General features: G+C 68.2%; 20 protein-coding genes. 18 read left to right on the top strand and 2 right to left on the bottom strand.

Annotation, left to right across the window (positions count from 1 at the left end):
• Nucleotides 1-33: 33 nt before the first annotated feature.
• The 4 genes from tsaB to ACW4E8_RS06075 are packed head-to-tail and all read left to right on the top strand — an operon-like array spanning nucleotide 34 to nucleotide 3,329.
• Entirely contained in the window at nucleotides 34-792 is a 759-nt protein-coding gene (gene tsaB / locus ACW4E8_RS06090; RefSeq protein ID WP_456803691.1) for a tRNA (adenosine(37)-N6)-threonylcarbamoyltransferase complex dimerization subunit type 1 TsaB, read from the top strand.
• Nucleotides 789-1,349: a ribosomal protein S18-alanine N-acetyltransferase gene (rimI, locus tag ACW4E8_RS06085; protein ID WP_456803690.1), complete on the top strand. Its 561-nt coding sequence runs from the start codon at nucleotides 789-791 to the stop codon at nucleotides 1,347-1,349. The genes tsaB and rimI overlap by 4 nt, the downstream gene beginning before the upstream one ends.
• Nucleotides 1,346-2,215 (top strand): uracil-DNA glycosylase, encoded by an 870-nt coding sequence (locus tag ACW4E8_RS06080; RefSeq protein ID WP_456803689.1) that lies wholly within the window; start codon nucleotides 1,346-1,348, stop codon nucleotides 2,213-2,215. Before rimI ends, ACW4E8_RS06080 begins: the two co-directional genes overlap by 4 nt.
• Entirely contained in the window at nucleotides 2,190-3,329 is a 1,140-nt protein-coding gene (locus ACW4E8_RS06075; RefSeq protein ID WP_456803688.1) for a DUF1853 family protein, read from the top strand. The genes ACW4E8_RS06080 and ACW4E8_RS06075 overlap by 26 nt, the downstream gene beginning before the upstream one ends.
• A gap of 39 nt (nucleotides 3,330-3,368) precedes the next feature.
• Here the strand turns inward: ACW4E8_RS06075 and lplT are convergent, their stop codons facing one another.
• On the bottom strand, nucleotides 3,369-4,688 hold the full coding sequence (lplT, locus tag ACW4E8_RS06070; RefSeq protein WP_114130992.1) for a lysophospholipid transporter LplT: 1,320 nt from the start codon (nucleotides 4,686-4,688) through the stop codon (nucleotides 3,369-3,371).
• Nucleotides 4,689-5,258: 570 nt separating this feature from the next.
• Between lplT and alr the strand changes: the two genes are divergently transcribed.
• The 4 genes from alr to ACW4E8_RS06050 all read left to right on the top strand — a co-directional run bounded on the left by alr (nucleotide 5,259) and on the right by ACW4E8_RS06050 (nucleotide 9,034).
• The gene (gene alr, locus ACW4E8_RS06065) at nucleotides 5,259-6,380 is read left to right on the top strand and encodes an alanine racemase (RefSeq protein WP_456803687.1); all 1,122 of its coding nucleotides are present in this window, start codon (nucleotides 5,259-5,261) and stop codon (nucleotides 6,378-6,380) included.
• Between the two features lie 96 nt (nucleotides 6,381-6,476).
• The gene (gene radA / locus ACW4E8_RS06060; protein ID WP_456803686.1) at nucleotides 6,477-7,838 is read left to right on the top strand and encodes a DNA repair protein RadA; all 1,362 of its coding nucleotides are present in this window, start codon (nucleotides 6,477-6,479) and stop codon (nucleotides 7,836-7,838) included.
• A 3-nt stretch (nucleotides 7,839-7,841) separates the two neighbouring features.
• Nucleotides 7,842-8,405 (top strand): GNAT family N-acetyltransferase, encoded by a 564-nt coding sequence (locus ACW4E8_RS06055; protein WP_456803685.1) that lies wholly within the window; start codon nucleotides 7,842-7,844, stop codon nucleotides 8,403-8,405.
• A gap of 143 nt (nucleotides 8,406-8,548) precedes the next feature.
• Entirely contained in the window at nucleotides 8,549-9,034 is a 486-nt protein-coding gene (locus ACW4E8_RS06050) for a disulfide bond formation protein B (protein ID WP_456803684.1), read from the top strand.
• 87 nt (nucleotides 9,035-9,121) lie between these two features.
• Here the strand turns inward: ACW4E8_RS06050 and ACW4E8_RS06045 are convergent, their stop codons facing one another.
• Nucleotides 9,122-11,056, bottom strand: a complete 1,935-nt coding sequence (locus tag ACW4E8_RS06045) for an ATP-binding cassette domain-containing protein (RefSeq protein WP_456803683.1) — start codon at nucleotides 11,054-11,056, stop codon at nucleotides 9,122-9,124.
• Between the two features lie 286 nt (nucleotides 11,057-11,342).
• Between ACW4E8_RS06045 and ACW4E8_RS06040 the strand changes: the two genes are divergently transcribed.
• The 10 genes from ACW4E8_RS06040 to ACW4E8_RS05995 all read left to right on the top strand — a co-directional run bounded on the left by ACW4E8_RS06040 (nucleotide 11,343) and on the right by ACW4E8_RS05995 (nucleotide 22,696).
• On the top strand, nucleotides 11,343-12,305 hold the full coding sequence (locus ACW4E8_RS06040) for a MurR/RpiR family transcriptional regulator (RefSeq protein WP_456803682.1): 963 nt from the start codon (nucleotides 11,343-11,345) through the stop codon (nucleotides 12,303-12,305).
• Nucleotides 12,306-12,313: 8 nt separating this feature from the next.
• Complete coding sequence (locus ACW4E8_RS06035; RefSeq protein ID WP_456803681.1) at nucleotides 12,314-13,288, top strand: isoaspartyl peptidase/L-asparaginase family protein; 975 nt, start codon at nucleotides 12,314-12,316, stop codon at nucleotides 13,286-13,288.
• A gap of 52 nt (nucleotides 13,289-13,340) precedes the next feature.
• Entirely contained in the window at nucleotides 13,341-15,245 is a 1,905-nt protein-coding gene (locus ACW4E8_RS06030) for a dipeptide ABC transporter ATP-binding protein (RefSeq protein ID WP_456803680.1), read from the top strand.
• 38 nt (nucleotides 15,246-15,283) lie between these two features.
• Nucleotides 15,284-16,852, top strand: a complete 1,569-nt coding sequence (gsiB, locus tag ACW4E8_RS06025) for a glutathione ABC transporter substrate-binding protein GsiB (RefSeq protein WP_456803679.1) — start codon at nucleotides 15,284-15,286, stop codon at nucleotides 16,850-16,852.
• A gap of 156 nt (nucleotides 16,853-17,008) precedes the next feature.
• The gene (gsiC, locus tag ACW4E8_RS06020) at nucleotides 17,009-17,929 is read left to right on the top strand and encodes a glutathione ABC transporter permease GsiC (RefSeq protein WP_456803678.1); all 921 of its coding nucleotides are present in this window, start codon (nucleotides 17,009-17,011) and stop codon (nucleotides 17,927-17,929) included.
• A gap of 7 nt (nucleotides 17,930-17,936) precedes the next feature.
• Nucleotides 17,937-18,851, top strand: coding sequence for a glutathione ABC transporter permease GsiD (gene gsiD, locus ACW4E8_RS06015; RefSeq protein ID WP_456803677.1), 915 nt, complete (start codon nucleotides 17,937-17,939; stop codon nucleotides 18,849-18,851).
• 2 nt (nucleotides 18,852-18,853) lie between these two features.
• Nucleotides 18,854-19,900: a DmpA family aminopeptidase gene (locus ACW4E8_RS06010; protein WP_456803676.1), complete on the top strand. Its 1,047-nt coding sequence runs from the start codon at nucleotides 18,854-18,856 to the stop codon at nucleotides 19,898-19,900.
• Complete coding sequence (locus tag ACW4E8_RS06005; protein WP_456803675.1) at nucleotides 19,900-20,718, top strand: M55 family metallopeptidase; 819 nt, start codon at nucleotides 19,900-19,902, stop codon at nucleotides 20,716-20,718. Before ACW4E8_RS06010 ends, ACW4E8_RS06005 begins: the two co-directional genes overlap by 1 nt.
• Nucleotides 20,719-20,797: 79 nt before the next feature.
• Complete coding sequence (locus tag ACW4E8_RS06000) at nucleotides 20,798-21,562, top strand: hypothetical protein (protein ID WP_456803674.1); 765 nt, start codon at nucleotides 20,798-20,800, stop codon at nucleotides 21,560-21,562.
• 63 nt (nucleotides 21,563-21,625) lie between these two features.
• Nucleotides 21,626-22,696, top strand: coding sequence for a M14 family metallopeptidase (locus tag ACW4E8_RS05995; RefSeq protein ID WP_456803673.1), 1,071 nt, complete (start codon nucleotides 21,626-21,628; stop codon nucleotides 22,694-22,696).
• The last annotated feature ends 132 nt before the right edge of the window (nucleotides 22,697-22,828 follow it).

Raw genomic sequence — 22,828 nt, 5'->3', positions numbered from 1 at the left:
TCGATTCCGGGCGTCACCGGATACAATCGCGCCATGTCCTGGATTCTTGCTGTTGAAACTTCTACAGAGTGGTGCTCGGTCGCGCTCGGACGTGCGGTGCCGGGTGCCGGAGTCGAGTGCCTGGTGCGCCATGAGCACACTGGCGCACGCTCGTCGGCACGCGTGCTGCCGGCTGCCGGCGAGCTGCTGGCCGAAGCCGGCATCGCGCTGGCGGACTGTGCTGCGATTGCCTTTGGCGCCGGCCCGGGCTCGTTTACCGGCCTGCGCACTGCCTGCGGCGTGGCGCAGGGGCTGGCCTTCGGCGCCGGGCTGCCGGTGGTTCCGGTCAATACCCTGATGACCTGTGCCGAGCGCGCGCGGGCCGCCACGCCGGCGCTGCCGGACGACACCGCGGTGCTGGTGGCGCTGGACGCGCGCATGGATGAAGCCTATTCCGCTGCTTTCCGCTGGCATGCCAGCGTGCAGGAATGGGCAGAAATCACGCCGATGCGGGTCAGTGCGCCGGAAACCGTGCCGCTGCCCGACGGCGATTTCTGGCTGGCCGGCAACGCAGCCACCGTCTTCGGCGAGCGGCTGGCGGGCCTGGCGCGTGCCGCGCGCGTGCTGCCGGAGGCGATGCCCCATGCGCAGCCGATGGTCGCCATTGCACTGCGCGCACTGGCGCGCGGCGAGGCCATCGACGCCGACCAGGCCATGCCGATCTACCTGCGCGACAAGGTCGCCCAGACCATTGCCGAACGCGAAGCCGCCGCTGCCGCCCGTGCCGCGGCCCAGGCCGGGAGCGCATCGTGAGCGCGGCCTATCCGCTCGATCACCGCAACGACTGGCCGGCCGTGCCGGCCATGCCGGCGCTGCCGGACGGCTGGGCGCTGGGCCGCATGAGCGCGCTCGACCTGGAGGCCGTGGCGGGCATCGAGGCGCGTGCCTACAGCCATCCGTGGACGCGCGGCAATTTCGAGAACTCGGTCAAGTCCGGGCATCTCGGCCTGACGCTGCGCGACCCGGCCGGCACGCTGGTGGCCTACGCCGTGCTGATGCCGGTGGTCGATGAAATGCACCTGCTCAATATCACCGTCGAGCCGCGGCGCCAGCGCCAGGGGCTGGGGCGGCTGATGCTGGCGGTGGTGCTGGCCACCGCGCACGCGCACCGCATCCATACCATGCTGCTGGAAGTGCGGCCGTCCAATACCGGGGCGATCGCGCTGTACCAGGCGGCGGGGTTTGCCGAGATCGGGCGCCGCAAGGGCTATTACCCGGCCCTGGGCAGCAAGCGTGAGGACGCGCTGGTGCTGCGCCGCAACTGGCCGGCCGAGTCCGCCGCCAATGAAGGCACGGAGGGCAGGGCATGAACCGCCGCGCACAGTTCCTGGAAGTCCTGGGCATTCCGACCGAATGGGTGCCGCGCGAGCGCGCGGATGCGCAGGCAGAGGCCGCGCCGGAGGCGGCCGTGGCGCAGGCAGCGACGCCTGTTGCCGAGGCGCCTGTGGCCGAGGTTGCCGCAGCGGTTGCCGCAGTGGTTGCTGAACCCGCCGTGCCGGTGCCGGCACCAGTGGCGCCGCCTGTCTCCAGGGCACCGGTTGCACCGCCTCTGGTCCCCGCCGGCCCGGAACCCGGCTCGGCGCAAGCGGGGCGCGAAGGTGCCATCGCCAGCATGGAATGGCCGGCGCTGGACGCCGCCGTGGCCGGCTGCACCGCGTGCGGCCTGTGCCAGACCCGCACCAATACCGTATTCGGCGTAGGCGACCGCCAGGCCGAATGGATGCTGGTGGGCGAAGCCCCCGGCGAGAACGAGGACCTGCAGGGCGAGCCCTTCGTGGGCCAGGCCGGCAAGCTGCTCGACAATATGCTCGGCTCGCTCGGGCTGGCGCGCGGGCGCAATGTGTTTATCGCCAATGTGCTCAAGTGCCGCCCGCCCGGCAACCGCAACCCGGAGCCCGAGGAGGTGGCGCAGTGCGAGCCGTTCCTGCGCCGCCAGATCGCGCTGGTGAAGCCCAGGGTGATCGTGGTGCTGGGCCGCTTTGCGGCGCAGTCGCTGCTGCGCACCACCACGCCGATCGGCAAGCTGCGCGGTACCGTGCATACCTATGAAGGCATCCCCGTGGTGGTGACCTACCATCCGGCTTACCTGCTGCGCACCCTGACCGACAAGGCGCGCGCCTGGGAAGACCTGTGCCTGGCCAGGGAGGTCCATGACCGTGCGGGAGCTGGGGCCTGATCTCTCCTTGACCCGCGGCGGCGACGGCAACAGGCCGTCGGGCCCGCCGCTGTGGCGCCGCGCCGCGTCGGCGCGCACGCGCGACCTGGCCTGGACCACGCTCTCGCCGCCGCTGCTGGCGGCGGTGCCGGGCGCGGCCCCGGCGCGCTGGCCCGCCGGCACCCTGGCCGCCTGGCAGCACTGGCTGGAAGCCGCGGACCCCGCCACGCTGCCCGCCACCATCGACGAACTGGCCGACGGCCACGCCGCCCCCTCCGCCGACGATCCCGATCAGGACCCCGCCAGCCGCAGCCTGCGCCTGGGCCGCCATGCCGAGCGGCTGCTGCATTTTGCGCTGCGCCATATGCAGGGGCTGTCGCTGCTGGCTGCCAACGTGCCGGTGCGGCGCGCAGGGCGGCAGGGTATCCGCACGCTGGGCGAGCTGGACTTTATCTGGCGCGAGCAGGCGTCGGGCGCGGTGGTCCACTGGGAGATGGCGGCCAAGTTCTACCTGATGGCCCCGGGCAATAGCCAGGTGCCGCGGGCGCAGGATTTCGTCGGCCCGAACCTGGTCGACCGCCTTGGCGACAAGCTGGGCCACATCGTGCACCGCCAGCTCCCGCTGGGCTGCACGGCGGAGGCACAGGCCCTGCTGGGACATACGGTGGACCGCAGCGAGGTCTACCTGCTGGGCTGGCTGTTCTATCGCGATGGCCGGGTGCCGCCGGGGCTGGATGTGCTGGGCATCGCGCCAGACCATCTGCACGGCTGGTGGTCCACGCTCGACGGCTGGGCCGCCCGCGCGGCCGCGCGGCCCGGCTTGCGCTGGTGCCGCCTGCCGCGTACCGGGTGGTTGTCGGGCGCGCTGGTGCCCGAATCCGGCACGGAAGATGTCGGCGCGCTGCACGCGATGCTGGCGCAGCGCTTTGCCGACCCGCGCCATGATCACGGCTGGCGGCGCGAATCGCCGGTGATGCTGTGCGAACTGGAGCCAGCCGGGCCAGAGGCGCCGGGCTGGTGGCGCGAATGCTCGCGCGGGTTCGTGGTGCCGCCGGGGTGGGAAGAGCGGGCGCTGGCACGGGCGGCGGAGCCGTCCAGGCCAAGGCAGCAGGCCGCGCCGGGCGACACGGCCTGAGCATCCCGCGCCGGCTGCAGGCAGGGCGCGGGACAGGCCCTAGTGGTGCTTGTCCTCGCCGATCATCGCCAGCGAGTTGAAGGTGCGCACGTTGTACTTGTGCAGCTTGAGCACCAGCCACATGGTCACGCAGATAAACAGGCCCAGTGCGACGATGACCACGCCGATCGGCACGTTCAGCTTGATCAGCAGCGCATACAGGCACAGCATCAGCAGCACCGACACGTTCTCATTGAAATTCTGCACCGCGATGGAGTGGCCGGCCGACAGCAGCACGTGCCCGCGGTGCTGCAGCAGCGCGTTCATCGGCACCACGAAGTAGCCCGACATGGCGCCCACCACCATCAGGAACACATAGGCGATGGCCATGTACAGCGGCATATGCATGCCCAGCACGTCCAGCGTGACATGGGGCATCGCATCCTTGGTGTAGAACGCCATGATCATCACGGTGGCGCCCATCGCCACGCCAAAGGGCAGCACCGACAGCGACTTGCGCAGCGGGATGCGCGCCGCGGCCAGGATCGCGCCCACGGCCACGCCCACGGCCACCACGGCCTGCAGCAGCGCGCCCTGGGACAGGTTCAGTCCCAGCGACTTCTCGGCCCACTTCAGCACGATGAACTGCAGCGTGGCGCCCACGCCCCAGAACAGCGTGGTCACCGCCAGCGAGATCTGGCCCAGCTTGTCGCGCCACAGCGCCACGAAGCAGTCGCCGAACTCTGCGATCAGCCTGATCGGGTTCTTTTCCTGCTGCGGGTAGCGCGCGCCGGTTTCGGGGATGAACAGGTTGAAGACTGAGGCGACCACGTAGAACAGCATGATCACCACCATCGCGGCCTCGGCCGGGGTGTCGATGCCGGTGTTGATGAAGGGGACGTCAAAGCGCAGCAGGAGGCTGGAGATATGCACCGAGATCAGCGCGCCACCCACCACGGTGCCCAGGATGATCGAACCCACCGTCAGCCCCTCGATCCAGCCGTTGGCCAGCACCAGTTTCTCTGGCGGCAGCAGTTCGGTCAGGATGCCGTACTTGGCCGGCGAGTATGCCGCCGCGCCGAATCCCACCACGCCATACGCCAGCAACGGGTGCAGCCCGAACATCATGATGGCGCAGCCGACCACCTTGATGGCGTTGGTGATGAGCATCACCCGCCCCTTGGGCATGGAGTCGGCAAAGGCGCCGACGAAGGCGGCGAGGACGACGTAGGAAAGAACGAAGAACAGCTTGAGCAGCGGGGTCATCCACTGCGGGGAATGCAATTCGGTGAGAAGGGCGATGGCGGCGATCAGTAAGGCATTGTCGGCCAGCGAAGAAAAAAACTGCGCGGCCATGATGGTGTAAAAACCCTTCTTCATGCTGTCGACTTTTTCTCCATCGCGAACTCCGCTCAGGCTGGCCAGGCTAGCGCCCACCGGGGAGGCCATGGTTTGCAGGGAACCTTGTGCCGCGGCCGAGTCGAACTGTGTCTGTGGTGCTGCGCTGCGGCGCCTTGAGGCTTGCCTGACAGTCATTGACATAATGCTTCGCTTTTAGAACATGGCCGGAGCGTCCGGCTTTATATCACGAAAACATGACATTCCCGAACCCCGGCAAGGGCTCTTTTTGACAGCAGATGGCCGTGCCGATTCCCCAATGACCCCCGGCAACGGCATCTGAATGTGTTCAAATAACGACTGCGATCGCGACCAGCCGACCGGGTCTTCCCTGATCTGGTGCGTGGTCGAACCGATATGGTGACTGGGATACACGGGCGTGCCAATTCCGCACATTCCCGCATGCCAGTCGCCGCAACATGCTGCTGCACACCGACAGGTGACGTTTGCGCCATCGATACTGAGACAGAGCCGTCCTTCCAGCGCCCGCGCCGGCCGCCCATGCCGCCAGCGCCGCCTGCTTGCTCGTCCGCTTCCTGAGATGTGACTCCCATGCCAAGACCCATCCACGCTGTCATCCATCAACCCGCCCTGGCCAACAATCTCGACATCATCCGCCGCAAAGCGCCGGATTCGCGCATCTGGGCGGTGGTCAAGGCCAATGCCTACGGCCACGGCATCCGCCGCGTCTTTGCTGCGCTGCGGGGTGCCGACGGCTTCGGCCTGCTGGACCTGAACGAGGCCGTGCTGCTGCGTGACCTTGGCTGGCAGGGCCCGATCCTGTTGCTGGAGGGCTTCTTCCAGCCGCAGGATGTTGCCGTCATCGAACAATACCGCCTGACTACCGCAATCCATTGCGACGAGCAGCTGCGCATGTTGGAAAGCGCACGCGCCAAGGGGCCGCTGGCAATCCAGCTCAAGCTCAATACCGGCATGAACCGGCTCGGCTTCCATCCGGCCGATTACCGTACCGCCTGGGAGCGCGCCCGCGCCATGCCCTGTGTGGGCAGTATCGTCCATATGACGCATTTTTCCGATGCGGATAGTCCCCGAGGCATCGCCCACCAGATCGAGGCTTTCGACGCCGCCACGGCCAACCTGCCGGGCGAGGCCAGCCTGTCGAACTCAGCCGCGGTGCTGTGGCACCCGCAGGCGCACCGCGCCTGGGTGCGCCCCGGCATCATCCTGTACGGCGCCTCGCCGACCGGGCGCGATGCCGATATTGCCGGCACCGGCCTGCAGCCCGCCATGTCGCTGCACAGCGAACTGATCTCGGTGCAGGACCTGCAGCCGGGCGATACCGTCGGCTATGGCTCCTTGTTCACCGCCGACCGGCCGATGCGCATCGGCGTGGTGGCGTGCGGCTATGCCGACGGCTACCCGCGCCATGCGTCGGGCTGGGGCGAGCAGCGCGCGCCGGTGCTGGTCGATGGCGTGCGCACCGAACTGGTCGGGCGCGTGTCGATGGACATGCTGTGCGTGGACCTGAGCCCGTGCCCGAAGGCCAAGGTCGGCAGCCCGGTCACGCTGTGGGGTCAGGGCCTGCCGATCGACGAGGTGGCGCAGGCCAGCGGCACGGTGGGCTATGAGCTGATGTGCGCGCTGGCGCCGCGCGTGCCGACCTCGGTGGCGACGATCACGGCTCCGGACAGCGCCGCGCCTGCCGTGGCCTGATCCGGGGCGTTGGTGCGGGCGCAGGCCCGCGCACTTACCATCTGCCGGCCGGGCCACTTGTGGGCCCGGCTCGTTTTTTTCCTGCAAGGACATCCGTTGGCCAAGACCAAGACTGTCTATACGTGTACTGAATGCGGCGGCACCTCGCCGCGCTGGGCCGGCCAGTGCCCGCATTGCCAGCAGTGGAACACGCTGGTGGAGACGGTGGCCGAGTCCGCCGCGAACAAGCGCTTCCAGCCGCTGGCCGCCTCGGCCACGGTGCTCAAGCTGTCGGAGATCGATGCCGCTGACGTGCCGCGCTTCTCCAGCGGCATCGATGAATTCGACCGCGTACTGGGCGGCGGCCTGGTGTCGGGCGGGGTGGTGCTGATCGGCGGCGATCCCGGCATCGGCAAGTCCACGCTGCTGCTGCAGGCACTGGCCAATCTGGCCGGCCAGCGCCGCGTGCTCTATGTCAGCGGCGAAGAATCCGGTGCGCAGATCGCGCTGCGCGCGCAGCGACTGGGCGTGGAAAGCCCGTCGCTGGGGCTGCTTGCCGAAATCCAGCTGGAGAAGATCCAGGCCACGCTGGAAGTGGAAAAGCCCGAAGTCGCGGTGATCGACTCGATCCAGACGCTGTACTCCGAGGCGTTGACCTCCGCACCGGGCTCGGTGGCGCAGGTGCGCGAATGCGCGGCGCAGCTGACGCGCATTGCCAAGAGCAGCGGCATCACCATCATCCTGGTCGGCCATGTGACCAAGGAAGGCAGCCTGGCGGGTCCGCGCGTGCTGGAGCATATCGTCGATACAGTGCTGTATTTCGAGGGCGATACCCATTCGTCGCACCGGCTGATCCGCGCTTTCAAGAACCGCTTCGGCGCGGTCAATGAGCTGGGCGTGTTTGCCATGACCGAGCGCGGCCTGCGCGGCATCAGCAATCCGTCGGCGCTGTTCCTGTCGCAGCATGAGCAAACCGTGCCGGGCTCATGCGTGCTGGTGACGCAGGAGGGCACGCGTCCGCTGCTGGTGGAGATCCAGGCGCTGGTCGATACCGCGCATGTGCCCAACCCGCGCCGGCTGGCGGTGGGGCTTGAGCAGAACCGGCTGGCGCTGCTGCTGGCGGTGCTGCACCGGCATGCGGGCGTTGCCTGCTTCGACCAGGACGTGTTCCTGAATGCGGTGGGCGGGGTCAAGATCACCGAGCCAGCCGCCGACCTGGCGGTGCTGCTGTCGATCCATTCATCGATGCGCAACAAGCCGCTGCCGCGCGGCCTGGTGGTGTTCGGCGAAGTCGGCCTGGCCGGCGAGATCCGGCCCAGCCCGCGCGGGCAGGAGCGCCTGAAGGAAGCCGCCAAGCTGGGCTTCACGGTGGCAGTGATCCCCAAGGCCAACGCGCCCAAGCAGAAGATCGACGGGTTGGAAGTGATTGCGGTGGAGCGCATCGAGCAGGCCATCGACCGCGTGCGCCATCTGGACTGAGCCATGGACGACGGCATCGCCTTCGAGACGGAGCGCCTGCGGCTGCGCCAGTGGCGCGAGGCGGACTATGCGCCGTTTGCCGCGCTCAATGCCGATGCGCAGGTGATGCGCTATTTCCCTGCGCCGCTGACGCGTGTTGAAAGCGATGCGATGGCCGACCACTGCCGCAGCCTGATCGCAGCGAAGGGATCGGGCGTCTGGGTAGCGGAGCGCAAGGCGGACGGTGTTTTCCTGGGGTTTGTCGGACTGCACGAGCCCACCGCGGCGCTGCCGTTCGCGCCTTGCGTGGAGATCGCCTGGCGCCTGGCGCAGCACGCCTGGGGCAGCGGCTACGCGACCGAGGCGGCACGCGGCGCGCTTGCCTGGGGCTTTGAGCGGCTGGGGCTCGATGAGATCGTGTCCTTCACGACACTCGCCAATGCCCGCTCGCGGGCGGTCATGGAGAGGCTCGGCATGCGCGAGGATGCCGTGGGCTTCGAGCATCCCGCATTGCCGCCAGGGCATCCGTTGCGGCCCCATTGCCTGTACCGCTTGCCGCGCAAGGCGTGGCAGGCAGCCGGCGCATAGCAGCCTGCGTCAATCCGCCACAGGGTAGGGCGCTTGCGCTGAGTGTGACGCCAACTGCAGGCGCTGCAAAATAGGTAATAATGCGCAGCAATGCCGCGCCATCCACTGACGGCACCGCTTACCGGATTACCTGATCACCCACTATGCAAGCCAACTCACGCGCCTATTTCCTGCTGATCGCCCTCGTTTCCTTCGGCCTGGTCGGCGTTGCGCTCTACCTGCAGTTTGAAAAGGGCTACCAGCCTTGCCCGCTCTGCGTGATGCAGCGCTTCGCCTTTATCGGCATCGGCATCTTCTCGCTGCTGGCCGTGGTGGCGCAGAACACGCGCTCGCTGTGGCAGGGCCTGGCCATGCTGTCCGGCATCGCCGGCATTGCGGTGGCGGTCTATCACGTGTCGCTGATGCTGAATCCCAAGGCCAGCTGTGGCATCGACCCGCTGGAAAACTGGGTCAACGCGCTGCCGACTGCCAAGGTGCTGCCGCAGGTGTTCTACGCGGATGGCCTGTGCACTGCGCCGCTGCCGCCGGTGCTGGGGCTGTCGGTGCCGGCCTGGTCGCTGATCTGGCTGTTTATCCTGACGCTGACGTTGGCGGTGGGGTTGATCCGGCGGGAGAAGAATTTCCGCTGAGTCGAGAGCAAGCCATCGACATAAGAAACGGCGCCATTGGCGCCGTTTCTTGTTTGCGGTGGTGCGAGGGAGGGGACTCGAACCAGATTACGCAATCTGCTCGATCTGCTCCTGCAACTCCAGCCACTTCTCTTCCAGCGTCTCCAGCTCGCCATTGACCTCGCCCTGGCGCTTGAGCATCTCCATCAGCTTCGTCTTGTTGGCTTCGGCATAGCTGCTTTCATCGGCCATGAACTGGTCGATCTCCTCCTTGGCGGTTTGCAGGACCGCCATGCGCTTTTCCACCTTTTCCAGTTCCTTCGTCAACGGCTTGCGCAGTGCTGACAGCCGCTGGCGCTCGTCGGCGTCCGCGCGGCGCTGGTCCTTGCGGTTGACCGCCGCCGCGGCATCGCCGGCGTTCTCTGCCAGGTGCGCGGCGGTGGCGGCATTGCGCTTGGCCGCGGCCTGTTGCAGCAGCCAGTCGCGGTAGTCGTCCAGGTCGCCGTCGAACGGCTTGATGGTGCCGTCGGCCACCAGCATGAACTGGTCCGCGGTCGCGCGCAGCAGGTGGCGGTCGTGCGAGACCAGGATCAGCGTGCCTTCGAACTGCGCCAGCGCCATGGTCAGCGCCTCGCGGGTATCGAGGTCCAGGTGGTTGGTCGGTTCGTCCAGCAGCAGCAGGTTGGGCTTCTGCCAGACGATCAGCGCCAGGGCCAGCCGGGCCTTCTCGCCGCCGGAGAAGGGCTCGATCGGGGCGGTGGCCATGTCGCCGCGGAAGTTGAAGCTGCCGAGGAAGTCGCGCAGTTCCTGCTCGCGGGTGTCGGGCGCCAGGCGTGCCAGGTGCTGCAGCGGCGAGTCGTGGTCGCGCAGCGTCTCCAGCTGGTGCTGGGCGAAGTAGCCGATCTGCAGGCCCTTGCCGAGGCGCAGCTTGCCCGTGAGCGGGTCCTGCGTGCCGGCCAGGGTCTTGACCAGCGTGGACTTGCCCTGGCCGTTGGCGCCCAGCAGGCCGATGCGCTGCCCGTTCTGGATCGACAGCGCCAGGTTGTGCAGGATGGTGACGGGCGGCTCGGCCTCGGCATAACCGCAGTCGACGCCGTCGAGCACCATCATCGGGTTGGGCGCGGCGTCGGGTTCGCGGAACTCGAAAGCGAAGCCGGCGGCCACGTGCACCGGCGCCAGCCGCTCCATCTTTTCCAGCGCCTTGACGCGGCTCTGTGCCTGGCGCGCCTTGGTCGCCTTGGCCTTGAAGCGCGTGATGAACGATTCCAGGTGCGCGATTTCCTTCTGCTGGCGCACGTAGGCGGATTGCTGCTGCGCCATCTGCTGCAGGCGCAGGGTCTCGAACAGCGTGTAGTTGCCGCCATAGCGGCGCAGCTGCTGGTTCTCGATATGCACGGTGACGTTGCAGATCGCATCGAGGAATTCGCGGTCGTGCGAAATCATCACCAGCGTGCCGGGGTAGCGCGCCAGCCAGTCCTCCAGCCAGACGATGGCGTCCAGGTCCAGGTGGTTGGTCGGTTCGTCGAGCAGCAGCAGGTCGGACGGGCACATCAGCGCCTGCGCCAGGTTCAGGCGCATGCGCCAGCCGCCGGAGAACGAGGCCACCGGCTGCGACACCTGCGCCAGCGTGAAGCCCAGGCCCAGCAGCAGGGCCTCGGCGCGCGCCGGGGCGGTGTAGCCGTCGGCGTCGGCAAAGGCGGCGTGGGCTTCGCCCTCGGCACTGCCGTCGCCGCTGGCCTGTGCGGCGGCGATGGCGGCTTCGATCTCGCGCAGGCGGGTGTCGCCATCGATCACGTAATCCACGGCGGTGCGGTTGACCGCAGGCGTTTCCTGCGCCACGTGCGCGACGCGCCACTGCGCCGGCACGATGACATCGCCCCCGTCCGGATGCAGTTCACCGCGCAGCAGCGCGAACAGCGTCGACTTGCCGCTGCCGTTGGCGCCGACAAGGCCCACGCGCTCGCCCGGGTTGAGCGTCACGCTGGTGTGGTCGAACAGCACCTTGGTGCCGCGCTGGAGGACTAGCTGGTCGATTCGGATCACGAGAGGGGGGAAATGCCTGAGTGAAAAAACAGAAAAAGCGCAGAGAAAGCGGGCAACCGCCGGGTCTGGTGCGCTGGCCGGCATTGTAGCGTTTCCGGTGCGCCGCACGCCGTGGCGGTGCAAAACAGCCGGGCAACGTGCACCGCCAATGTGCCTTCGTGCCCCGCCGATTCAGGGATTACCCTTGGTCTAGCAAAACTCTATTTTCTTGTGCGTGCGTTCCGTGTAAATTCATTTTCACGAAAACGACGTCCATCAGACGACGTCCAGACCAACCGCTTCCACCATGCCAAAAGGCCATTCGATCTCAGACCGCATTGCGCGCAGCCTGCCGACGCTGACGCCGGCGCACCGCCGCATGGCGGAATACGTGCTGGCCAACCTGTTCCGCGCCGCGACCATGCGCATCGACGAATTTGCCGCGGCGGTCGAGGTGTCGGTGGCCACGGCCAACCGCTTTGCGCGGGCGCTGGGGTTCGACGGTTATCCGCAGTTCCGGGCCGAGCTGGTGCGCGGCTTCGAAGCCACGCTGGCTCCGGTGGAGCGGCTGCGCAGCGAGCTGGAGCGGCCCGCGACCGCGGCCGAAGTCTTCGCCGCCTCGCTGGAAGATGCCGCGGCCAACGCGGAAGCCACGCGGCGCGGCATCGACCCGGAGGCCTGCGAGCGCGCGGTCTCGGCGATCCTGGCGGCGCAGCGTGTCTACGTGGCCGGCTTCGGCGCCAGCGGTTTCCTGGCGGGCCTGCTGCAGCACGGGCTGGAAATGCACTGCCGCATGGTGACCTCGGTGGCAGGCGCCGGCGGCGCCTCGCATGCGGCGCGGCAGCTGTTCAAGCAGCAGCCAAGCGACCTGCTGATCGTGATTGCCTTCCCGCGCTACGTCACGGACACCATCGAACTGGCCGAGCGGGCCAAGTCGCAGGGCGGCCAGGTGCTGGCGCTGACCGACGGGCCGACCTCGCCGCTGGCGCCGCTGGCCGATATCGCGCTCTACGCGCAGGCCGGCAACCGGCTCTCGGCCAACTCCGATGCCACCGTGCTGGCGCTGATCGAGGCGCTGTGCGGCGCGGTGGCGCACCGGGCCGAGCGCCCGGTCAAGGCCGCCGCCGAAATGACTGAATTCCTGCTGCCGTGGCTGTACGGCACGCCGGCTGCGGAGTCCGCCGGCCGTGCCGCGCCCGGCACCCCGCAGCCCACCGGACCCACGGCTGGCGCCAAGCGCGGCCGATCCTCCAACACCCGCAAGTCCTGAGCATCCACATGCAACCAGCAGTCATTGCCATCCACGGCGGCGCCGGCACCATCACCCGCGCCGCGATGGACCCCGCCCGCGAACGCGAATACATCGAAGCGCTGCAGCACGTGCTGCAAGCCGGCCAGCGCATCCTGGCCGAGGGCGGCAGCGCGCTCGACGCGGTCACCGAGGCCGTGCGCCTGCTGGAAGAGTGCCCGCTGTTCAACGCCGGCAAGGGCGCCGTGCTGACCCATGCCGGCACCTATGAGCTCGATGCCGCGGTGATGGACGGCGCCACGCTGGAAGCCGGCGCCGTGGCCTGCGTCACGAGCCTGCGCAACCCGGTGCTGGCCGCGCGCGCCGTGCTGGACCACAGCGAACACGTGCTTTTTGCCGGCGCCGGCGCCGAAGCCTTTGCGCAGTCGCAGGGGCTGGAACTGGTGAGCCCGGACTACTACTTCACGCAGGCCCGCCATGACCAGTGGCAGCGTGCGCTTGGCAACGCCGGCATGGCGCTGCTGGACCACGATGCCGCTGCGCTGGTGGCGCAAGGCAAGCCGCAGGCCAGCGACCCGATCGATCCCGACAGCAAGTTCGGCACCGTCGGCGCGGTCGCCTGCGACAGCCGGGGCAACCTGGCCGCGGCCACCTCCACCGGCGGCGTGACCAACAAGCGCGTGGGCCGCGTCGGCGATACGCCGGTGATCGGCGCCGGCTGCTATGCCGATGACGTCGCGGCCGTGTCCGCGACCGGCACCGGCGAAATGTTCATCCGCACCGTGGCTGCGTACGACGTGTCCGCGCAGATGCGCTACGCCGGTCTGTCGCTCGAGGATTCGGCCCGGCGCGTGGTGATGGAAAAACTGCGCGCCATCAACGGCCGCGGTGGCCTGATCGCGGTGGACCGCGCCGGCAACGTCACGCTGCCGTTCAACACCGAAGGCATGTATCGCGGTTTCGCCCGGGTGGGCGAGGCGGTGAACGTGTCGATCTACGGCTGACCTGCACCGCACCAGCAAGTCCGGGCATCAAGCAGCAATACAAGGAGTTCCAGTGGCCACTACCCCTGCGCAATCGCACGCTTCCGCATCCGGCATCGCACTGCCGCCCGAGCGCGTCGTCTCGGTGAACGGGCTGACCGTGCGCTTTGCCACGTCCGAGCGCACCGTCGAGGCCGTGCGCAACCTGTCCTTCCATGTCGACCGCGGCGAGACGCTGGCGGTGGTGGGTGAGTCGGGATCGGGCAAGTCGGTGACGTCGCTCGCGCTGATGCGCCTGGTCGAGCATGGCGGCGGCAAGATCGTCTCCGGCAGCATGGCGCTGCGTCGGCGCGGCGGCGAGGTGCTCGACCTGGCGCGCGCGGATAACGCGACGCTGCGCAGCGTGCGCGGCGCCGACGTGGCGATGATCTTCCAGGAGCCGATGACCTCGCTCAACCCGGTGTTCCCGGTGGGCGAGCAGATCGCGGAATCGATCCGCCTGCACCAGGGCAAGAGCCGCGCGGCGGCGCGTGCCGAAGCGCTGCGCATGCTGGAGCTGGTGCGCATCCCCGAGGCGCGCCGCGTGCTGGAGCGCTACCCGCACCAGCTCTCCGGCGGCATGCGCCAGCGCGTCATGATCGCGATGGCGCTGTCGTGCAAGCCGGCGCTGCTGATCGCCGACGAGCCGACCACGGCGCTGGACGTGACCATCCAGGCCGAAATCCTGCAGCTGATCCGCGGCCTGCAGGCCGAGATGCATATGGGCGTGGTCTTCATCACCCACGACATGGGCGTGGTGGCCGAGGTGGCCGACCGCGTGCTGGTGATGTACCGCGGCGAGAAGGTGGAAGAGGGCACCTCGGACGATGTGTTCCGTGCCCCCGCCCATCCGTACACGCGCGCGCTGTTGTCGGCGGTGCCGCGCCTTGGCGCCATGAGCGGCACCGACCTGCCGGCCAAGTTCCCGTTGCTGCAGCTGGACAGCGCCAACCCTGAGCCGGTCGCGCCGCAGGACACTGTTACCACGGGCGTCGCTCCCATCCTGCGCGTGCAGGACCTGGTGACGCGCTTCGACGTCCCCGGCGGCCTGTTCGGCCGCGTCACGCGGCGCGTGCATGCGGTCGAGCAAGTCAGCTTCGACCTCTATCCCGGCGAGACGCTGGCGCTGGTGGGCGAGTCCGGCTGCGGCAAATCCACCACCGGCCGCTCGCTGCTGCGTCTGGTGGAAAGCCAGAGCGGCACCATCGAGTTTGCCGGACAGAACATCAGCAAGATGGAAGGGCCGGCGCTGCAGACCCTGCGCCGCAATATCCAGTTCATCTTCCAGGACCCGTTCGCGTCGCTCGATCCGCGCGTGCCGGTGGGCTATTCGATCATGGAGCCGCTGCTGGTGCACAAGGTGGCCAGCGGCAAGGAGGCCGAGCAGCGCGTGGCCTGGCTGCTCGACAAGGTGGGGCTGGATGCATCGCACGCGGCGCGCTATCCGCACGAGTTCTCCGGCGGCCAGCGCCAGCGCATCTGCATTGCGCGCGCGCTGGCGCTGAACCCCAAGGTCGTGGTGGCCGATGAATCGGTGTCCGCGCTGGACGTGTCGATCCAGGCGCAGATCGTCAACCTGATGCTGGACCTGCAGCGTGAGCTGGGCATCGCCTTCCTGTTTATCTCGCACGACATGGCGGTGGTGGAGCGCGTGAGCCACCGCGTGGCGGTGATGTACCTGGGCCAGATCGTAGAGATCGGCCCGCGCCGCGCGATCTTCGAGAACCCGCAGCACCCGTACACGAAGAAGCTGATGTCGGCGGTGCCGATCGCCGACCCGGCGCGGCGCCACCTGCGGCGCGAGCCGCTCAACGACGAGATCCCCAGCCCGATCCGCGTGGTCGGCGACGAACCGGTGGTGCAGCCGCTGGTCCAGGTCGCCGGCAGCGGGTCGCTCGGCCACTATGTCGCCCGGCATGCCGTCGGCGGCGCTTATTGAAGTCCTGGAAGTCACCAAGTTACCAAGGAGATTCGACGATGTCTGCACGTATGGTTTCGCCCCGGGTTTCGCCCCGTCTGATGGCCGGCGCCTTTGCCGCCGGCGCGCTGGGCATGCTGGCCGCGGCCCCTGTTTTCGCCGCCAAGGATGCCGTGATGGCGGTGAGCTCGACCTTCACCTCGCTGGATCCGTACGATTCGAACGACACGCTGTCGCAGGCGGTCGGGAAGAGCTTCTACCAGGGCCTGTTCGGCCTGGACAAGGACATGAAGCTGGTCAATGTGCTGGCAGACAGCTACGAGGTCAGCAAGGACGGTCTGACGTATACGATCAAGCTGAAGAAGGGCATCAAGTTCCACGACGGCACCACCTTCGATGCCGCCGCCGTCAAGGCCAACCTGGACCGCGTCACCAACCCGGCCAACAAGCTCAAGCGCTACACGCTGTTCAACCGCGTGGCGAAGACCGACGTGGTCGATGCCAATACCGTCAAGGTCACGCTGAAGGAGCCGTTCTCGCCGTTCATCAACGTGCTGGCGCACCCGTCGTCGGTGATGATCTCGCCGGCCGCGCTGCAGAAGTACGGCAAGGACATTGCCTTCCACCCGGTGGGGACCGGCCCGTTCGAGTTCGTTGAATGGAAGCAGCCCGACCACCTGAAGGGCAAGAAGTTCGCCGGCTTCTGGAAGACCGGCTACCCGAAGATCGACACCATCACCTGGAAGCCGGTGGTGGACAACAACACCCGCGCCGCGATCATGCAGACCGGCGAGGCCGACTTCGCCTTCAGCATCCCGTTCGAGCAGGCCGCGGTGCTGAAGAACAGCCCCAAGGTGGATCTGATCGCGTCGCCGTCGATCATCCAGCGCTACCTGTCCATGAACACCATGGTCAAGCCGTTCAACGACCCCAAGGTGCGCCAGGCGATCAACTACGCCATCAACAAGGAGGCGCTGGCCAAGGTCGCCTTTGCGGGCTACGCGGTGCCGGCCGAAGGCGTGGTGCCGCCGGGCGTGGACTATGCCGAGAAGCTGGGCCCGTGGCCGTATGACCCGGCCAAGGCGCGCGCGCTGCTGAAGGAAGCCGGCTACCCCAACGGCTTCGAGACCACGCTGTGGTCGGCCTACAACCACACCACCGCGCAGAAGGTGATCCAGTTCGTGCAACAGCAGCTGCAGCAGGTCGGCATCAAGGCCTCGGTGCAGGCGCTCGAGGCCGGCCAGCGCGTGGAGAAGGTCGAGAGCGTGCCGAAGCCGGAAGATGCCGGCGTGCGCATCTACTACATAGGCTGGTCGTCGTCGACCGGTGAATCGGACTGGGCGCTGCGTCCGCTGCTGGCTTCCGAGTCGATGCCCCCCAAGCTGCTGAACACCGCGTATTACAAGAACGACCAGGTCGATGCCGATATCGCCGGCGCGCTGCGCACCACCGATCGTGGCGAAAAGGCGCGTCTGTACAAGGACGCGCAGGAACGCATCTGGAAGGATGCGCCGTGGGCCTTCCTGGTGACCGAGAAGGTGCTGTTCGCACGCAGCAAGCGGCTGACCGGTGCCTATGTAATGCCGGACGGCTCGTTCAATTTCGACGAGATCGATATCAAGCAGTAATGGGTAGATGTCGGGCGCCGGCAGTACCCAGGCGCCCGATCCACGCTATCCCATCCCAGAGCAGTAAGCAGTAAAGCAGTAAGCCGACAGACGGCCGCCTGCCCGCGACGCGGGGTTCGCAGGCGGGCGGCCCGCGGCCTTTCCTCTTGGTGTGTCATGCTGAATTACTTCCTCAAACGTGTGCTGGGCGTGATCCCCACGCTGCTGATCGTGGCAGTGCTGGTGTTCCTGTTCGTCCACCTGCTGCCGGGCGATCCCGCGCGGCTGGCGGCGGGCCCGGAGGCCGACTTGGCCACGGTCGAACTGGTGCGCAAGGACCTTGGGCTGGACCGGCCCATGCACGAGCAGTTCGTCAACTTCTTCTCCAATGCGGTCCGCGGCGAGTTCGGCCATTCGCTGCGCACCAAGCGCCCGGTGAGCGAGGAGATCGGCGACCGCTTCATGCCCACGCTGCTGCTGACGGTGGCGTCGATGGCCTGGGCGGTGGTGTTCGGCATGGTGATCGGCATCGGCTCGGCCGTGTGGCGCAACCGCTGGCCGGACCGGCTCGGCATGACGCTGGCGGTGTCGGGCATCTCGTTCCCGGCCTTTGCGCTGGGCATGCTGCTGATGGAGGTGTTCTCGGTGCAACTGGGCTGGCTGCCGTCGATCGGCGCCGACAGCTGGAAGCACTACGTGTTGCCGTCCATCACGCTGGGCGCGGCGGTGGCCGCGGTGATGGCGCGCTTTACCCGGGCCTCGTTCGTCGAGGTCTTGCAGGAAGACTTTATCCGCACCGCCCGCGCCAAGGGCGTGCGCGAGACGGTGGTGGTGGCCAAGCACGGCCTGCGCAACGCCATGATCCCGGTGGTGACGATGATGGGCCTGCAGTTCGGCTTCCTGCTGGGCGGCTCGATCGTGGTGGAAAAGGTGTTCAACTGGCCGGGCCTGGGGCGCCTGCTGGTCGACGCCGTCGAGATGCGCGACTACCCGGTGATCCAGGCCGAGGTGCTGCTGTTCTCGCTCGAATTCATCCTGATCAACCTGGTGGTGGACATGCTCTACACCGTGATCAACCCAACCATCCGCTACAAGTGAGGCCGGCATGACTGAGCTTTCCACGCCCGCCGCAGCGCAAGCGGCACCCGCCACCGCCCCCGTGCCGGAGGCCGTGCGCACGCCCTGGACCGAGTTCTGGCGCAAATTCCGCAAGCAGCACCTGGCGCTGGGCGCCGGTGCCTTCGTGCTGGTGCTGGTGGTGATCGCCATCGTGGCGCCGCATATCGTGCCGTACGACCCGGAGAACTTCTTCGACTATGACGCGCTCAACGCCGGCCCGTCGGCCGCGCACTGGATGGGCGTGGATTCGCTCGGGCGCGACATCTTCAGCCGCATCCTGGCCGGCGCGCGCATCTCGCTGGCGGCGGGCTTCCTGTCGGTGATCATCGGCGCGCTGATCGGCACCGTGCTGGGCCTGCTGGCGGGCTACTACGAGGGCTGGTGGGACCGCATCGTGATGCGCATTTCCGACGTGCTCTTCGCCTTCCCGGGCATCCTGCTGGCGATCGGCATCGTGGCGATCCTCGGCAACGGCATGACCAACGTGATCTTCGCCGTGGCCATCTTCAGCATCCCGGCGTTCGCGCGGCTGGTGCGCGGCAATACGCTGATGCTCAAGCGGCTGACCTACATCGAGGCTGCACGCAGCATTGGCGCGTCGGACTGGACCATCCTGATGCGCCATATCCTGCCGGGCACGGTGTCGTCGATCGTGGTGTATTTCTCGATGCGCATCGGCACCTCGATCATCACCGCGGCCAGCCTGTCGTTCCTTGGCCTGGGCGCGCAGCCGCCCACGCCGGAATGGGGCGCGATGCTCAACGAGGCCCGCGCCGACATGGTGACCGCGCCGCACGTGGCGATCTTCCCGAGCCTGGCGATCTTCCTGACCGTGCTGGCCTTCAACCTGCTGGGCGACGGCCTGCGCGACGCGCTCGACCCCAAGATCGACCGCCGCTGAACATGACCGCATCGACAACGGGCGTGCCGCGTGTCGGCAGCCTGCCGGCAGGTCCGCTGGACAGCATTGCCGACGTGGCCGGCGTGACCGTCGGCCATTGCACGCTGGCGGACGGCGCCGTGCAGACCGGTGTCACCGTGATCCGTCCGCATGGCGGCGATCCCTACCGCGACAAGGTGCCCGCCGCGGCCACCGTGCTCAACGGCTTTGGCAAGAGCATCGGGCTGGTGCAGGTGGACGAACTGGGCGTGCTGGAAACGCCGGTGGCGCTGACCAATACCTTTTCGGTCGGCGCGGTGGCGCAGGCGCAGATCCGTGCGGCGGTGGCGGCCAATCCGGAGATCGGCCGCGCGCTGCCTACAGTCAATCCGGTGGTGTTTGAGTGCAATGACGGTTACCTGAACGATATCCAGCGCATGGCGGTGGAGGGCAGCCACTATGAGGCGGCCCTCGCCGGTGCCGGTCAGGACGTTGCGCAGGGCGCGGTCGGCGCCGGGCGCGGCATGTCGGCGTTCGGCGTCAAGGGCGGTATCGGCACCGCTTCACGCCTGACCGGTGGATATTGCGTGGGCGCGCTGGTGATGGCCAATTTCGGCACGCCGGAATCGTTGACCGTGGCCGGCCGGCTGGTCGGTCCGGAACTGGTGCAGCGCCTGGCGCAGCCCGACACCGCGGCGCAACCGGAAAAAGGATCGATCATCATGATCCTCGCCACCGACGCCCCGCTGGACGCGCGTCAGCTGCGCCGGCTGTCGCTGCGCGCCGGCGCCGGGCTGGCGCGTACCGGCTCGGTGTTCGGGCATGGCTCGGGCGATATCGCACTCGCGTTCTCGACCGCGTATACCGTGCCGCACGACGCTGCCCGGCCGATGCCGGCCGTCGCCATGCTGCATGAAACCCGACTCGACCCGCTGTTCCGCGCCGCGGCCGACAGCGTCGAGCAAGCCATCCTGCATGCCCTGTGGCATGCCGCACCGGTGCAGGGCCGCGACGGCCACGGCCGGCGCGCACTGCTGGACGTGATGCCCGAACTGGGCCGAACCGCCTGATGAAGATCCTTGTTTCCACTGATATCGAAGGCGTAGCTGGCGTCTTCCACGCCGAACAGACGCGCCCCGGCAACGGCGAATACGAACGCGCCCGGGCCTGGATGACCGGCGAAGCCAATGCTGCGGTCGAAGGCGCTTTTGCCGGCGGCGCGACCGAAGTACTGGTCAACGATTCGCACGGCGGCTTCCGCAACCTGCTGCCGGACCAGCTCGATCCGCGCGCGCGGGTGGTACTGGGCAAGCCGCGCTACCTTGGCATGATGGCCGGCGTCGAGGCCGGTGTCGACGGCGTGCTGATGATCGGCTACCACGGCCGCGCCCAGAGCCGCGGCGTGCTGGCGCACACCATCAACAGCGGCGCCTTTGCGCGGGTCTGGCTCAACGGCAAGGAACTGGGCGAGGCGGGGCTGTACGCCGCGCTGGCGGGCGAGTTCGGCGCGCCGGTGCTGATGGCCAGCGGCGACGATGTCTTCGTGCAGGAAACCCATGCGCTGATGCCGTGGGTGCGCTATGTCGAGACCAAGTCCGCGGGCGGCTTCGGCAGCGGCACCTCGCTGTCGCCGGCGGCGGCGCGCGAGGCCATTGCCGCGGCGGCGGCAACCGCGGTGCGCGAACGCGCGCAGGCGCAATGCCTGCGCATCGCCGCGCCGGTGACTTGCACCCTGCAGACCCTGACGCCCGCGCACGCAGACCTCTTCTGCCAGTGGCCGACGCTGGAGCGCCGCGACGGCGTGACGCTGTCCTTCCAGGCCGATTCGGTCCAGGCCGCGGTGCGCATGCTGAACTGCCTGTCGGCGATGTCGTTCATGCTGAAGTAGGGCAGGGCAGATTCGCCGGCGCGATCGCGCAGATCGGCGACAATGGCGGGTCTAGCAATACAGGGATGACCCGCATCGCATGACCCAGGCACACGACGGGGGCTGGATCCCCGTACGCAAGGACTTCGTCGACCCCGCCACGCGCTGCCATGCGCGGGGCGCGAGCCGCCGCCACCATGGCTTTCCGGCCGGGCAGGCTTATATCCTGCGCGATGCCGCGGGGCACGAGTATCCCTTTGGCGACGACTGCGCGCGTGCCGCGGTGCCGCATCCGGGCCTGCTGCTGCTGGTGCCGGACTACACCGAGCGCGATGTGGTGCCGCGCACGGCCTTGCCCGAGCTGGCGCCCCCGGCCCGCCGCCGCGATCCCGCCCAGGCGCAGGCCGCCGAGCGCGCCGCCGCGCTCCGCTACCTGGTGCTGCGCATGGAGAAGGTGGCCGCAGTGCCGCGCGTGCAGCCGACAGTGCGCTTCCCGGCGCTTGAGGGCGTCTACGAGCAGTACCAGCGCACCGGCGACATCGGCATGGCGCACGTGCGCCGCATCCTGGCGATCGAGCGCAGCCCGTCCACCCCGCCGCGGCTGCGCGCCACCAACCTGCTGGACGTCTATACCGCGCATGTCAAGCTGGAATGGCTGATCGCGGGGTCCAACAGCGTCGACAACATCCGCTTCCTGCGCAGCCTGCACGACTGGCTGGCCCGTCACCTGGTGCTGACCGCCGGCCAGCTGGCCGCGGCCGGGATCGAGATGCATCCGCAGGCGTTCACCTCGCCTGGCATCTGGGGGCCAGGGACGGACCCCGCGCCGGCATCGCCCGGGTATGCATCCGGATCGGTGTTCTAGCGGCGGGTGGCAAGACCTGCGGATTTGGCGTCTAATGCCTGCATCGCATCCGCCGGTCACGCCATGAGCCATTTTTCTCGCAGCTACGCCGAAGCCCGCCAGAAGTTCCTTGACGCCGCGCGCACGGCCGGGGCCGCGCTGGCGCAGTTCCCGCATCCCACCAAGCGCGGCAGTGCCGGCGAGGACCTGGCGATCGACGTGGCGCTGGCCGGCCCGGCCGAGGCCCGCCGCTGCCTGATGGTGACCTCGGGCACGCACGGCGCCGAGGGCTTTGCCGGCTCCGGCGCGCAGGTGACGATGCTGCACGACGCCGCGCTGCTTGCCGATTGCGCCGCCGCCGACACCAGCCTGCTGCTGGTGCATGCGATCAATCCCTATGGTTTTTCCCACCTGCGCCGGGTCAACGAGGACAACGTCGACCTGAACCGCAATTTCATGGACTTCACGCAGCCGCTGCCGCACAACGAGGCCTATGCCGAGATCGCGCCGCTGCTGGTGCCGGCGCAATGGCCGCCGTCCGACACCGACCAGGCGCAGTTGATGAAGGCCGTGGCCGAGCGCGGCATGCCGTGGTACCAGGCCGCGGTCAGCCGCGGCCAGTACCAGGACCCGGGCGGCATGTTCTACGGCGGCGACAAGGCCACCTGGAGCAACTACACGCTGTGCCGCATCCTGGCGCGCTTCGGCGCCGGGCGCGAGGCGCTGCGCTGGATCGACGTCCATACCGGGCTGGGCCCCTGGGGCTATGGCGAGCCTATCCACATGGGCCCGGACACGCCGCAATCGCTCACGCGCACGCGCGCGATCTGGGGCGGGCGGGTGACCTCGATCTACGATGGCTCGTCGACCTCGGCCAACCTCACCGGGCTGGCCTGGCACGCGGTGCTGCAGACCCTGCCCACGACGGACTATGCCGGCATCGCGCTTGAGTTCGGCACGCTGCCGGTGGGCGAGGTGCTGGAGGCGCTGCGCGGCGACCACTGGCTGCACCAGCACCCGGAAGCCGACGAAAACCAGCGCGCGCTGGTCCGCCAGGCGATGTGGCGTGCCTTCTATGGCGACGCCGACGACTGGCGCGAGGGCGTGGTGGCGCAGGTGACCGACGCAGTGCGGGACACTATTGCCTCAGCCTAGCCGGCTCTGGCAGCAAGCGCCTTCTGGTAATGTCTCGACGTTGGCGGTAGAGTGCTGAGCCAGGCACTGCCGCCATGCCTTGGCCGGCACGTGCAGCAGCCGGGCCGCAGTCAGAAAATAACCAAGAACAAG

The organism is Cupriavidus sp. CP313 (genome assembly GCF_054072015.1).
Note: the sequence above shows the minus strand (reverse complement) of the source record. Positions and strands in the feature narration are given on the sequence as shown.

Bases quoted from the DNA above. Each gene is read 5' to 3' on its own strand.
- ACW4E8_RS06050 (WP_456803684.1), top strand. From the start codon at position 8,549: ATGCAAGCCAACTCACGCGCCTATTTCCTGCTGATCGCCCTCGTTTCC.
- gsiD (WP_456803677.1), top strand. From the start codon at position 17,937: ATGACTGAGCTTTCCACGCCCGCCGCAGCGCAAGCGGCACCCGCCACC.
- ACW4E8_RS05995 (WP_456803673.1), top strand. From the start codon at position 21,626: ATGAGCCATTTTTCTCGCAGCTACGCCGAAGCCCGCCAGAAGTTCCTT.
- alr (WP_456803687.1), top strand. From the start codon at position 5,259: ATGCCAAGACCCATCCACGCTGTCATCCATCAACCCGCCCTGGCCAAC.
- ACW4E8_RS06080 (WP_456803689.1), top strand. From the start codon at position 1,346: ATGAACCGCCGCGCACAGTTCCTGGAAGTCCTGGGCATTCCGACCGAA.
- ACW4E8_RS06040 (WP_456803682.1), top strand. From the start codon at position 11,343: ATGCCAAAAGGCCATTCGATCTCAGACCGCATTGCGCGCAGCCTGCCG.
- ACW4E8_RS06075 (WP_456803688.1), top strand. From the start codon at position 2,190: ATGACCGTGCGGGAGCTGGGGCCTGATCTCTCCTTGACCCGCGGCGGC.
- ACW4E8_RS06000 (WP_456803674.1), top strand. From the start codon at position 20,798: ATGACCCAGGCACACGACGGGGGCTGGATCCCCGTACGCAAGGACTTC.
- gsiB (WP_456803679.1), top strand. From the start codon at position 15,284: ATGTCTGCACGTATGGTTTCGCCCCGGGTTTCGCCCCGTCTGATGGCC.
- ACW4E8_RS06005 (WP_456803675.1), top strand. From the start codon at position 19,900: ATGAAGATCCTTGTTTCCACTGATATCGAAGGCGTAGCTGGCGTCTTC.
- ACW4E8_RS06055 (WP_456803685.1), top strand. From the start codon at position 7,842: ATGGACGACGGCATCGCCTTCGAGACGGAGCGCCTGCGGCTGCGCCAG.
- ACW4E8_RS06035 (WP_456803681.1), top strand. From the start codon at position 12,314: ATGCAACCAGCAGTCATTGCCATCCACGGCGGCGCCGGCACCATCACC.
- lplT (WP_114130992.1), bottom strand. From the start codon at position 4,688: ATGAAGAAGGGTTTTTACACCATCATGGCCGCGCAGTTTTTTTCTTCG.
- tsaB (WP_456803691.1), top strand. From the start codon at position 34: ATGTCCTGGATTCTTGCTGTTGAAACTTCTACAGAGTGGTGCTCGGTC.
- ACW4E8_RS06010 (WP_456803676.1), top strand. From the start codon at position 18,854: ATGACCGCATCGACAACGGGCGTGCCGCGTGTCGGCAGCCTGCCGGCA.
- gsiC (WP_456803678.1), top strand. From the start codon at position 17,009: ATGCTGAATTACTTCCTCAAACGTGTGCTGGGCGTGATCCCCACGCTG.